This window comes from Streptomyces sp. Pv4-95 (assembly GCF_045782725.1).
Classification (GTDB): domain Bacteria; phylum Actinomycetota; class Actinomycetes; order Streptomycetales; family Streptomycetaceae; genus Streptomyces.
In genome coordinates this window covers 1,381,021-1,393,282 of sequence record NZ_CP127172.1, presented here as the reverse complement: position 1 = coordinate 1,393,282, position 12,262 = coordinate 1,381,021, and the positions used below count along the sequence as shown (strand labels likewise).

Here is a 12,262-nt window from a genome sequence, read left to right as displayed (position 1 = left end):
TCGGACCACATCGGCGAGGCCAGGGAAGGACCGGAGGGCAGTGAGCGAGAGTGCGGCCGTCCGGCCCCGTAACCCGCGCGGACAGGGTGAGCGGCTGCGCGAGGAGCTGCTGCGGGCCACCGAACGCCTCCTGGAGCAGGTCGGCAGCGAGGACGCCCTGTCGTTGCGCGCCGTCGCCCGCGAGGCCGGTGTCGCCGCCCCCAGCATCTACCGGCACTTCGCCGACAAGACCGAGCTGGTCTGGGCGACCCTGGAGATCAGCTACGAGCGGCTGGCCCGCGCGATGGCCGAGGCCGCCGCGAAGGCGGACGGCGACGATCCGGTCGCCCGGCTGCGTGCCCAGCTGCGGGCCTACTGCCGGTATGCCGTCGCGCACCCGGCCACCTACCGGCTGCTCTACGAGACCCGGCAGACCCCCGTCGGCCCCGAGCGGCTGGCCGGGCATCCGGCCGGACTGCTGGTGCGCAGCTGGAACGACGCGCTCACGGCGTGCGAGGAAGCGGGCCGGCGGGTGCGGTGCTCGCGCTCGGAGGCGCCGTACATGCTGTGGTCGTCCGTGCACGGCCGGGTGATGCTCTGGCAGGTCATGCCGAGCCGCAAGGACGCCAGCCGGCTCGACCGCTTCGTGGACGAGATCCTTCAGCTGCTGCTGGAGGACTGAGCGCGGCCGCCCGCGGGCGGCCGGTGTGGTGAGCGGGCGGGCAGTGAGGCCGGCTCATCAGCGGCGGGCACCCGTCGTGCCGTCCTTGCCGTTTCCGGCTGCCGCCGCGCCTCGCTCCGGAAACGGCTGACGCCCCGCCGTTTCGCCGTTGCCGACCTGCCGCAGCCCCCCGCCGTTGACCGGGAGTCCGGCGCCGTCCCTTCCTGATTTCCCGTCACTTCCGGTGCCCCGGTCTGTTTGCGTGGCCATTACACATGTAAGTTTACGGCTGTTAGGCGAACGTTCGACTCTGAGCACGCCGCTGTCGGCGTGCGCGCGAGAAGCGAGATGAGCGAGATGACACTTTCCACCGCCCCGGCGTCCCGGACCGCCCAGCCGTCGAGCGGCTGCCCCTTCGACCCGCCCCCGCTCTCGGATCTCCTCGACCAGGGGGACGACCCGCACGCCGCCTTCGCCGCCCTCCGCGCCGAGGAGACGCTCTCCAAGGTCGCTCTCCCGGACGGCAGTTGGGCCTGGCTCGCCACCCGCTACGCCGACATCCGCGCCATCCTCGGGGACACCCGCTTCAGCTCCGACACCACCGTCCCCGGCTACCCCCTCAGCGGCATGACCGGCGGCACCAACACCGACAACCGCGGCTTCATCCGCATTGACCCGCCCGAGCACACCCGGCTGCGCCGGATGGTCACCCGGGAGTTCATGGTCAAACGCGTCGAGGCGCTGCGCCCGGAGATCCAGCGCATCACCGACGAGCTGTGCGACGCGATGGAGCGGGCGCAGGGGCGCGGCAACGGGGGAGTGGACCTCGTCGAGGCGCTCGCGCTGCCCGTCCCCTCGCTGGTCATCAGCCTGCTCCTCGGCGTCCCCTACGACGACCACGACGTCTTCCAGGGGCTCACCGGCAAGCTGCTCTCCCGTGTCGTCCCCGACGACGAGCGGGAGGCCGCCCGCATCGAACTGCGCGACTACCTCGACCGGTTGGTCACCACGAAGGAGGCCGACCCGGGCGACGACATCCTCGGCCGCCTCATCGTCGAGCAGCAGCGCACCGGCGAGATCACCCACGACGAGGTGGCCGCCTTCGCCGCCCTGCTCCTGATCGCCGGGCACGAGACCACGGCCAACATGATCGGCCTCAGCGCGCTCACCCTGATGCGCGACCGGGAGTCCGCCGACCGGCTGCGTGAGGAGCCCGCGCTGATCCGCGGCGCCGTCGAGGAACTGCTGCGCTTCCACAGCATCATCCGCAACGGCCCGCGCCGGGTCGCCACCGCCGACATCGAGATCGACGGCCACCTCATCCGGGCCGGTGAGGGCGTCGTGGTGGCCGTGCCGTCCGCCAACCGCGACGAGAGCGTCTTCGCCGACGCCGACCGGCTCGACGTGTGCCGCCCCAACGCCCAGCACCACGTCGCCTTCGGGTACGGCGTCCACCAGTGCCTGGGCCAGGCACTGGCCCGCGTCGAACTCCAGGTCGTCATCGCCACGCTGCTGCGCCGCTTCCCCGCCATGCGCCCGGCCGTGCCGGTCGAGGACATCCCCTTCCGCAGCGACATGGCCATCTACGGCTGCCACGCCCTGCCCGTCACCTGGTGACACCGGGCGGCCGCCGCCCCGACCCACCCCCCCACGCACCCCTCACCACCACGGAGTTCCCCATGAAGATCACCCTTGACGCCGACAAGTGCTGCGCCGCCGGCCAGTGCGTGCTGATCGCCCCCGAGGTCTTCGACCAGCGCGACGAGGACGGCGTGGTCGTGCTTCTCGACGCCGCGCCCCCCGCCGAGCAGCACGACGCGGTCCGCGAGGCCGCCGCCATCTGCCCGGCCGCCGTGATCGAGGTCCACGCGTGACCACCCGGCCCATCGCCGTCGTCGGTGCCTCCGCGGCGGGTCTCGCCGCGGCGGAGGCGCTGCGCCGGTTCGGCTGGACCGGACCGCTCACCCTCATCGGCGACGAACCCCACCTCCCGTACGACCGGCCTCCCCTGTCCAAGCAGTTGCTGCACGGCGCGTGGGAGCCCGAGCGGCTGCTGCTGCGCACCGCAGGCCAACTGGACCCGCTCGGCCTCGACCTGCGGCTCGGCACCCGGGCCACCGGCCTGGACGCGGCCACCAGGACGCTCACTCTGGACGGCGGCGAACGGCTCATCTGCGCCGGCGTCATCATCGCGACCGGCGTCGCCGCCCGCTCGCTGCCCGGGGCGGAGCACCTCGCCGGGGTGCACACCCTGCGCACGCTCGACGACGCTCTCGCACTGCGCGCCCGGCTGACCGGCGCCGAGCGGCGCCTGGTGATCGTCGGCAACGGCGTCCTGGGCTGCGAAGCGGCCGCGGTGGCACGTGAACTGGGCCACGAGGTCACCCTCGTCGGCCGCGACCCGGTACCGATGGCGCGTGCCCTCGGCGCCGAGGTCGGCACCCTGCTCGCCGAGGAGCACCGCGCCCACGGGGTGCGCCTGCTCACCGCCGACGTGGCCGGGTTCGACACGGCGGCCTCCGCCGGTGCGGAGGCCGCACACGTCACCGCCGTGCGGCCGGCCGACGGGACGCGTATCCCCGCCGACAGCGTGCTGCTCGCCATCGGCTCTGAGCCCGCCGTGCAGTGGCTGGACGACCCGGCTCTCGACACCGGCGACGGGCTGCGCTGCGACGCGTACTGCGCCGCCGCCCCCGGCATCTACGCCGCGGGCGACGTGGCCCGCTGGGACCATCCGGTCCACGGCCGTCCGCTGCGCTTCGAGCACCGGACCAACGCCACCGAGCAGGGCATGGCCGCCGCCCGCAACCTGCTGGCCGAACTGGCCGCCGAGACCGCCCCGGCCGAGCCCTCGGACCCGGAGGCCGACGGCTCGGCACAGCAGCGCCGCCCGTTCGCCCCCGTGCCGTACTTCTGGTCCGACCAGTACGACATCAAGATCCAGGCGTACGGCCTGACCGCGGACGCCGACCGTGCGGAGACCACCGTCCTGGACCACGGCACCCGCCGTACCGTCACCCTCTACGGCAGCGACGGCGCCGCCACCGGCATCGTCGCGACCGGGCTGCCGCCCCGGCAGGTGCGGGCACTGCGCGCGGTCATCGCCACCCCCCTTCCCTGGGAGGAGGCGCGCGAGCGCGTCGGCGCCGCCACCGCTCCCGGCTGACCGTGCCGGATCATGGAGGGATGACCGACTCGTACGTACGGGTGCGCGGCGCCCGTGAGCACAACCTCCGCACCGTCGATGTGGACATCCCGAGGGACGCCCTGGTCGCGTTCACCGGGGTGTCCGGATCGGGCAAGTCCTCGCTGGCGTTCGGCACCCTCTACGCCGAGGCCCAGCGACGCTACTTCGAGTCGGTCGCCCCCTACGCCCGGCGGCTGATCCACCAGGTCGGCGCCCCGAAGGTCGAGGACATCACCGGTCTGCCGCCCGCGATCGCCCTGGAACAGCGGCGCTCCGCGCCCACCTCACGCTCCTCGGTCGGCACCGTCACGACGCTCTCCAACACGCTGCGGATGCTGTTCTCGCGGGCGGGCGACTACCCGGCGGGCGCCGAGCGGCTCGACTCCGACGCCTTCTCACCCAACACCGCCGTCGGCGCCTGCCCCGAGTGCCACGGCCTGGGCCGGGTCCACCGGGTCACCGAGGAATCCCTCGTCCCCGACCCCGCGCTGTCCGTCCGCGACGGCGCCATCGCCGCCTGGCCCGGCGCCTGGCAGGGCAAGAACCTCCGCGACATCCTCGACGCCCTGGGCCATGACGTCGACCGGCCCTGGAGGGAACTGCCGCAGGCCGACCGCGACTGGATCCTGTTCACCGAGGAACAGCCGGTCGTCACCGTCCACCCGGTGCGCGACGTCGGGCGCATCCAACGCCCCTACCAGGGCCAGTACATGAGCGCCAAGCGCTACGTCCTGCACACCTTCGCCGACTCCAAGAGCGAGACGCTGCGCAAGCGGGTCCAGGGCTTCATGGTCGCCGAGCCCTGCCCGGTGTGCGCCGGACGGCGGCTGCGCCCCGAAGCCCTGGCCGTCACCTTCGCAGGCCGTGACATCGCCGCCCTCGCGGGCCTGCCGCTGAGCGCCCTGGCCGAGCTGCTGCGCCCCACCGCGCAGGCGCCGGAGGAGGGGGTGGCGCCGACCCTGGCCCGCGACCTGGTGGCCCGCATCGAGATCCTCACCGAACTCGGCCTCGGCTATCTGAGCACCGACCGGCCCGCGCCGACCCTCTCCGCCGGCGAACTCCAGCGGCTGAGGCTGGCCACCCAGCTGCGCTCCGGCCTCTTCGGTGTCGTCTACGTCCTCGACGAGCCGTCCGCCGGCCTCCACCCCGCCGACACCGAGTCCCTGCTCACGGTGCTGGGCCGGCTCAAGGAAGCCGGCAACTCGCTGTTCGTCGTCGAGCACGACATGGACGTCGTACGGCGTGCCGACTGGATCGTGGACGTCGGCCCCCGGGCCGGGGAGCACGGCGGACAGGTGCTGCACAGCGGGCCGGTGGACGCGCTCGCCGACGTCACCGGCTCCGCGACCCGCCGGTTCCTCTTCGACACCGAGCCGCCCGCGTCCCGCACACCCCGCAGCCCCTCGGGCACCCTGGCGCTGCGCGGCGTCACCCTGCACAACCTCCGGGGTGTGGACGCCGCCTTCCCGCTCGGCGTCTTCACCGCCGTCACCGGCGTCTCCGGATCCGGCAAGTCGACGCTGGTCACCCGTGTCCTCGCCGAAGCGGTCCGCGAGCACCTGGGCGCGGAGCAGGGCAGGCAGGACGCCGGTGACGCGGCGGAGCCGGACGCCGGGCCCATGGCCACCGCCCAACTCACCGCCGTCCACGGCCTGGAGGCGATCGGCCGGCTGGTGCGCGTCGACCAGAGGCCGATCGGCCGCACCCCCCGGTCCAACCTCGCCACCTACACCGGGATGTTCGACGCCGTCCGCAAGGTGTTCGCGGCCACCGACGAGGCCCGCGCGCTCGGGTACACCGCGGGGCGGTTCTCCTTCAACGTCACCGGCGGCCGGTGCGAGACCTGCCAGGGCGAGGGGTTCGTCGCCGTCGAACTGCTCTTCCTGCCCGGCACCTACGCGCCCTGCACCGACTGCCACGGCGCCCGCTACAACCCCGAGACGCTCCGGATCACCTACCGCGGCCGGAACGTCGCCGACGTCCTGGGGATGACCGTCGACACCGCCGCGGACTTCCTCGCCGACATCCCCGCGGCCGCCCGCAGCCTGCGCACCCTCCAGGACGTCGGCCTGGGCTACCTCCGCCTGGGCCAGCCCGCGACGGAGCTGTCCGGCGGCGAGGCCCAGCGCATCAAGCTCGCCGCCGAACTCCAGCGCGCCCGGCGCGGCCACACCCTCTACCTCCTCGACGAACCCACCACCGGCCTGCACCCGGCCGACACCGAGGTGCTGCTGCGGCAGTTGCACGGCCTGGTGGACGCCGGCAACACCGTGGTCGTCGTCGAGCACGACATGACGGTCGTCGCGGGCGCCGACCACGTCATCGACCTGGGGCCGGGCGGCGGGGCCGAGGGCGGCAGGATCGTGGCCGAGGGCACGCCCGAGGAGGTGGCGGCTGCGCCGGGCAGCCGTACCGCGCCCTATCTGGCCCGGGACAGGGCCAGGCCCGGGCGTTCTTGAGGGTCGGATAATCTACGCAGGTCACATCACCGTGCAGCAAGACGAAGGGGGCACCTCTCGTGGCAGACATCGAGAAGGCCAGGGCGGAGTTCGACCGGTTCGACGCGGACAAGGACGGCCTGGTCACGGCGGACGAGTTCAAGCGGGCGATGGCCGAGATGGGCGACCCGTTCGTCACCGGCCCGATCGCCGAGGCGGTCATCAAGTCCAAGGACAGCAACAGCGACGGCCGGCTGTCCTTCGACGAGTTCTGGCAGGCCCTGGAGAAGTGACGCCCGCCCCCTGACGTCCGCTCCTCGGGTACCTGTGCCGCCTTCGGGCCGGCCGCGATGCCGGCCGGCCCGGAGGCGGGCGGCCCCGGCGTGCCCGTCCGCGCCGGCCGGCCCGGACGCGGCGAACCGCGGACGGCGGGTACCGCTCGCCCGTCCGCGGCTCGATTCCTGCTCCCCGGGGCCCACGGTGGCAGCCCGGGGGTCCGCTACTTCTCCGAGGCGCCCACCGGCGGCGGCGCCGCGTCCTCGCCCGTGCCCCAGTCGGACGGCTTCGCTCCCAGGGTGAAGGCCAGCTCACGCCCCGAGCGCAGATCGCCTGTGGTCAGATACGTCCGCTCCCGCTCGGCGCCGTCGAGTCGGACCGACCGCACGTAGCGCAGGTCGGTGGAGGTGCCGGGCGCGGTGACGGTGAAGTGGCCGGCCGGGAAGTACCGCCGGTCCAGCGTCAGGTCGACCCGGTCGAAGACCGGTGTGCTCAGCCCCCAGGTGTCGGTGCCCGGTTGCACCGGGAAGATCCCGATCGACGAGAGCACCATCCACGCCGACATGGTCCCCAGGTCGTCGTTCCCGGTCATACCGCTCGGAGTGTCGGTGAAGAGGGTCAGCGCGGCGTGCACCACGTCCGTGGTCTTCCACGGCCGGCCGGTGGACAGATAGGTGTAGGGCGCGATCAGATCGGGCTCGTTCTGCGGGTTGTACTTGTCCGCGTTGTAGTAGTCGTACGGGCCGTTGACCCACACCTCGCGCGCCGTCTTCGCCGGGTCCTTCAACAGGTCCTGGTAGGCGAAGAAGGAGTCGAGCCGCTGGTCGGCCTTCTCCTTGCCGCCGATCAGGGCCAGCGTCCCCGGCAGGTCCTGCGGCACCAGCCACTGGTACTGCCAGGACGTGCCCTCGTGGAAGCCCTCGCTCTTGGCCGGATCCGCGGGGCCGGTGAAGGCGCCTTCCGCGTCGCGGGCCCGGAAGAAGCCGGTCGAGGGATCGAAGATCCTGCGGTAGTTCTGGGCGCGGGCGGCATAGCGGTCGGCGTCGGCGTCGTGCCCCAGGTCGCGCGCCATCTGGGCCAGCATGGCGTCCGACAGCGCGTATTCGAGGGTCGCCGACGCGCCGTGGTCGAAATCGGAGTCGCCGGGCTTGGCGTGCTCGCGGCCCTTGAGGTACGGCACGAATCCGTCCTTGAGGTACTCCGCGTTGCCCTCGCGGCCGACGGCCGGCGAGTCGGCCGGCGGGACGCCGTCCGCGTTCTTCTTCAGGGCCGCGTACGCCTCTTCCTCATGCCCCCGCAACAGCCCCTGCTGATAGGCGTTGGTGAGGAACGGCGTGACCGGGTCGCCCGTCATGATGTTCGTCTCGACCGTTCCGTAGCCCCACTTCGGAAGCCAGCCGCTCTCCTTGTCGATCCGCAGCACCGACAACGCCATGTCGCGCGACTCCCGCGGTGCCAGGAGCGCCAGCAGTTGCGCCTGGGTGCGGTAGGTGTCCCACAGTGACCAGTTCTGGTAGTAGGTGAACCCTCCGTCCTCGGTGGCGCGGTGGGTCCTGCGGTCCCATCCGGTGTAGCGGCCGTCCACGTCGCTGCCGATGTTCGGCGCGAGGAAGGACCGGTAGAGGGAGGAGTAGAAGGTCCGGCGCAGCGTGGTGTCGCCGCCCCGGGCCCGGACCAGCCCGAGCCGCCGCTCCCACTCGGCGTTCGCCGCGGCCTTCGTCCGGTCGAAGGAACGGCCGCCCTCGGCCCGTAGGTTGCGGGCCGCGCCCGGGGCGTCGACGTAGCTGATGGCGGTGGTCGCCTCGACGGTGCGGTCGGCGCGGGTGTCGAAGCGCGCGTAGGCGCCGTGCCGGCCGGTGGCCGTCGAGTCGCGGGAGCCGGCCGTCACCTTGTCGCCGTCCCAGGTGCCGTACGACGTGAACGGCCGGTCGAAGTGGGTGAGGGTGTGCAGGGTGTACGGCTCGGTGTCCTGGCAGAAGCCTCGGCCGGTGATGCTGGTGCGGATGGTGCGCGAGTCGAGCACCTCGACCCGGGTGGAGACCGTGCTGTGCAGCGACTGGCCCGTGTTGAGCAGCACGTTGGCCTTGTCGGTGGCCGGGAAGGTGTAGCGCTGCTTGCCGGTTCGCGCGGTGGCGGTCAGCTCGGCGGTGATCCCGCCGTACGACTTCAGGCCCACCCGGTAATAACCGGGGCGGGCGGATTCGTCGTCGTGGGTGTAGGAGGCGGCGTACTCGGCGTTGTCGGTCTCGGTGATGTCGCCGGTCGTGGGCAGCACCGGCAGATCACCGCCGAGGCCGCAGCCGACGCCGGAGATGTGCACCGAACCGAAGCCGCGGATGTGGTCGTCGTCGTAGCCGTAGCCGGTGGTGTGGCCGGTGTCGGGGGAGAGCTGCACCATGCCGAACGGCACGGCTGCGCCCGGATAGGTGTTGCCGTCGTGCCGGCTGCCGATGAAGGGGTTGACCAGGTCGGTGAGCGGGCCGGCGGGCGGCTCGGCCCGCGCGGCGGGGGCCGCGAGAGCGCCCCCGATGAGCGCGGCCGCCAGCACCGCGCCGGCGGTGCGCAGCCGGGTGCGACTGAGCCATGGCATGGGTCGGACCTCCGGGATCGTGGCCGCGTGGCCGGCCGGCCGGGAGTTCAGCGGGCCCGGTCGGCAGACAACGTTGTCAGGGCGCGCTCATTCTTGGTGCCGGCCCGGCGGGCGTCAAGGGTCGGCGTCGGGGGAACTCCGGCGTGTCCGGACCACGGGAACGCGGGTGGTCCGGACAGCCGAAGGGGAGGCGTGGGTCAGGCGGTTGTGGGAAGGCACGCACCGGTGCGCGGGGCGCCGGAGCGGTGTCCGGGGGCGACGCCGCGCCGCCGGACACCACGGGCCGGTGCGGCCCCCACCGTCAGGACGTGCCGCAGGGCATCGATGCCGGGTCGGACGCGTCCTTGATGAGCGCGCGATGCGCCGCCGCCAGACGCTTCACATCCGGCTTGACCACCTTGCGGTCGTACGTCAGCAGCCCGTTCAACTCGCCCTCCACATCGCTGATCTGCGTGTAGACGGCGCCGTTGCCGCCCTGGCAGGCCAGCGTGCGGACATGTGCGAGCTCCGCGAGATAGTCGTCCGTGTACGCGGCCTGGTCCACCCCGACGTAGGTGTGCTGCACCGGCCAGGCGTGGCCCGGTACGGCCAGACCGAGGCCGCCGTACTCGCCGCTGACCAGGGCGCGTCTGCCGTCCGGTGCGGGCAGTTGGGCGCGGGGATAGCCATGGGCGTCGGCCACGTCACCGTTCCCGCCGTCCTGGGCGCCGCAGCAGTTGAGGCCGCTCATGTTGTTCACCAGCCGGGTCGGGTCCCACGCCTTGGCCTGGTCGGCGACGCGGGCTTGGTCGTACTGCCCCCAGCCCTCGTTGAAGGTGACCCACATGATGACCGAAGGGCTGCTGACGTGCTCGTCGATCATCTGCTTCATCTCGCGCTCGTACTGCGCGCGGGCCGGCTGGGACGGCTCGACGGTGTTCATCGCCGGCATGTCCTGCCACACCATCAGGCCCAGCTTGTCCGCCCAGTAGAACCAGCGGTCCGGCTCGACCTTGATGTGCTTGCGCACCGAGTTGAAGCCCATGGCCTTGTGCATCTTCAGGTCGTACGCCAGCGCCTCGTCGGTCGGCGCGGTGTGCAGGCCGTCCGGCCAGAAGCCCTGGTCCAGGGTGGCCATCGAGAAGACCGGCTTGCCGTTGAGGACGGTCCGCGGGACGCCGTCGACCTTCTCGACGCCGATCGAGCGCATGCCGAAGTAGCTGCCGATCCGGTCGGCGCGGGAGCCGGAGCCGACGGTCACCTTCAGGTCGTACAGATGCGGATCGTCCGGCGACCACAGGTGTGCGTCGGGGACCGGCACCTCGATCGGGCCGTCGCCGGTGCCGCTCGCCCGGCCGACCTCGCGCTTGCCGTCGTAGGCGACCGCGGTCACCGGAACGCCGTCGCGTACCCCGTGGGCCTCGACGGACACCGTGCCGCCGGGGACGTCGGGGGTGAGTGCGAGGCTGTCGGCGTGGTCGGCGGCGACCGGTTCCATCCAGACCGTCTGCCAGATGCCGGAGGAGGCGGTGTACCAGATGCCGCTGGGGTCCAGCCGCTGCTTGCCGATGGGCGGGCTCTCGCCGTCCGCGGCGTCGGTCGGGTCGTAGACCCCGACGATCAACTCCTGTGTGCGGCCCGGCCGCAGCGCGTCGGTGATGTCCACGGAGAACCGGTCGTAGCCGCCCTTGTGCGCGGTGACCTTCCTGCCGTTGACGTACACCTCGGCCTGCCAGTCCACCGCGCCGAAGTTGAGGTCGAGCCGCCGGGAGCTGCCGATCCTCCAGTCCGCGGGGACGGTGAAGGTCCTGCGGTACCACATCCGGTCCTCGTGCCGTTCGATCCCGGAGAGCTGCGACTCCACCGGGTAGGGGACCAGGATCTTCTCCGCCAGCTGCTTGCCGACGGGCGGTGCGTCACCCTTGTCCGCCGCCGCGAACTGCCACTCGCCGTTGAGGTTGCGCCACTTGTCCCGGGTGAGCTGCGGGCGCGGGTACTCCGGGAGGGCGTTGTCCTTGCTGACGTCGTCGGCCCACTCGGTGCGCAGCTGGTAGGTCGACTCGTTGGTGCCGCCGGCCCAGTAGGCGGCGATGTCCTCGCCCTGCGCGGTGGCCAGGCCGCCCTCGCCGTCGTAGTGCAGGTCGGCCTGGCCGCCCTGGCCGACGACCGGTTCGTCCAGCGCGATCAGCAGCCTGGACGGGTCGGCGGAGTCCAGCCTGGCCTTGCCCAGCGGCCAACGTGCGCCGCCGATCACCGCGTCGAGGTGGGCGGTGAAGGCTGCGGGGGGAGCGGCCAGGTCCTGGGGGAAGTCCAGGCGGAGGGTGCGGCCGTCGGGCCGGACGGAGACGGCGGTCGGGCCGTCGTAGTCGAAGCCGTCGGGGAGGGTGAAGGCGCTCTGCGGGACCGGGGTCTTCGTGCCTCCGGGCGGAATCCAGTTCAGGTGGAGGTTGGAGCCGCCGATGTGCTCGAAGTACTCGATCTTGATGTCGTAGGCGTGGCCGGCTGCCAGGTCCACGGCGGGCGAGGTCTGCTCCTTGTCCCAGTCGTCGACCCAGTGGTCGATGGCCGGTTTGCCGTCGACCCAGAGCCGGAAGCCGTTGTCGCCGGTCATCGCGAAGGTGTACGCGCCGCTGGTGGCGGGCGTGAGCTTGCCCGTCCAGCGGACCGTCGCGTCGTCGGCCCGGCCGGTGGCCTGCTCCAGCCGGGAGTCCAGGTTCGCGAAGTCGATCAGGGGGTCGACGGCGGTCGCCTTGAGTTCGTCGAAGTCGAAGGCGCCCGGGGCGGATTGGGTGAAGTAGTCGCCCTTCAGGCCGTGGACGGCCGCGGGGGCGTCGTCGCGATCCGCGGCGGGCGCGGCGGGCGCGGCGGACGCGTCGGCGCCGCCGGGGGTGAGGGAGAGCAGCGCGGCGGCGAGCGTGGCCGCCAGCGCCGCGCCGAGGGGGCGGTGGCTGAATTTTCCGCGGCGCGCACGTCTTCCACGTGCGCGACCGGGACGGGTGGGCAGGAACGGAGAACGCACAGGACCTCCGAGGTCGGTTCCTTCCGGCTCTGCCCCTTGCTTCCGCCATCTTGTATAACGTTGGAAACAAGGGCAGTTGGCATGACAGCACGCCGTCTGCACTCTGTCCAGGGCCATGACAACGGCCGGTTCC

8 protein-coding genes are annotated in these 12,262 nt (G+C 72.5%); 6 read left to right on the top strand and 2 right to left on the bottom strand.

Annotation, left to right across the window (positions count from 1 at the left end; genetic code table 11):
- Positions 1-40 precede the first annotated feature (40 nt).
- The 6 genes from QOM21_RS06385 to QOM21_RS06360 all read left to right on the top strand — a co-directional run bounded on the left by QOM21_RS06385 (position 41) and on the right by QOM21_RS06360 (position 6,558).
- On the top strand, positions 41-661 hold the full coding sequence (locus QOM21_RS06385; protein WP_407548760.1) for a TetR/AcrR family transcriptional regulator: 621 nt from the start codon (positions 41-43) through the stop codon (positions 659-661).
- A 336-nt stretch (positions 662-997) separates the two neighbouring features.
- Positions 998-2,257, top strand: a complete 1,260-nt coding sequence (locus tag QOM21_RS06380) for a cytochrome P450 (protein ID WP_407555589.1) — start codon at positions 998-1,000, stop codon at positions 2,255-2,257.
- A gap of 62 nt (positions 2,258-2,319) precedes the next feature.
- Complete coding sequence (locus QOM21_RS06375) at positions 2,320-2,514, top strand: ferredoxin (RefSeq protein WP_393891526.1); 195 nt, start codon at positions 2,320-2,322, stop codon at positions 2,512-2,514.
- Complete coding sequence (locus QOM21_RS06370) at positions 2,511-3,806, top strand: NAD(P)/FAD-dependent oxidoreductase (RefSeq protein WP_407548759.1); 1,296 nt, start codon at positions 2,511-2,513, stop codon at positions 3,804-3,806. The genes QOM21_RS06375 and QOM21_RS06370 overlap by 4 nt, the downstream gene beginning before the upstream one ends.
- A 20-nt stretch (positions 3,807-3,826) precedes the next feature.
- The gene (uvrA, locus tag QOM21_RS06365; RefSeq protein ID WP_407548758.1) at positions 3,827-6,286 is read left to right on the top strand and encodes an excinuclease ABC subunit UvrA; all 2,460 of its coding nucleotides are present in this window, start codon (positions 3,827-3,829) and stop codon (positions 6,284-6,286) included.
- Between the two features lie 59 nt (positions 6,287-6,345).
- The gene (locus tag QOM21_RS06360; RefSeq protein ID WP_393891523.1) at positions 6,346-6,558 is read left to right on the top strand and encodes an EF-hand domain-containing protein; all 213 of its coding nucleotides are present in this window, start codon (positions 6,346-6,348) and stop codon (positions 6,556-6,558) included.
- 206 nt (positions 6,559-6,764) lie between these two features.
- Here the strand turns inward: QOM21_RS06360 and QOM21_RS06355 are convergent, their stop codons facing one another.
- On the bottom strand, positions 6,765-9,131 hold the full coding sequence (locus QOM21_RS06355; RefSeq protein ID WP_407548757.1) for a GH92 family glycosyl hydrolase: 2,367 nt from the start codon (positions 9,129-9,131) through the stop codon (positions 6,765-6,767).
- Positions 9,132-9,432: 301 nt separating this feature from the next.
- Positions 9,433-12,246 (bottom strand): PA14 domain-containing protein, encoded by a 2,814-nt coding sequence (locus tag QOM21_RS06350; protein ID WP_407548756.1) that lies wholly within the window; start codon positions 12,244-12,246, stop codon positions 9,433-9,435.
- Positions 12,247-12,262: the final 16 nt, after the last annotated feature.

Coding starts and splice junctions, on each gene's coding strand:
- QOM21_RS06380 (WP_407555589.1), top strand. CDS start 998: ATGACACTTTCCACCGCCCCGGCGTCCCGGACCGCCCAGCCGTCGAGC.
- QOM21_RS06375 (WP_393891526.1), top strand. CDS start 2,320: ATGAAGATCACCCTTGACGCCGACAAGTGCTGCGCCGCCGGCCAGTGC.
- uvrA (WP_407548758.1), top strand. CDS start 3,827: ATGACCGACTCGTACGTACGGGTGCGCGGCGCCCGTGAGCACAACCTC.
- QOM21_RS06355 (WP_407548757.1), bottom strand. CDS start 9,131: ATGCCATGGCTCAGTCGCACCCGGCTGCGCACCGCCGGCGCGGTGCTG.
- QOM21_RS06350 (WP_407548756.1), bottom strand. CDS start 12,246: ATGGCCCTGGACAGAGTGCAGACGGCGTGCTGTCATGCCAACTGCCCT.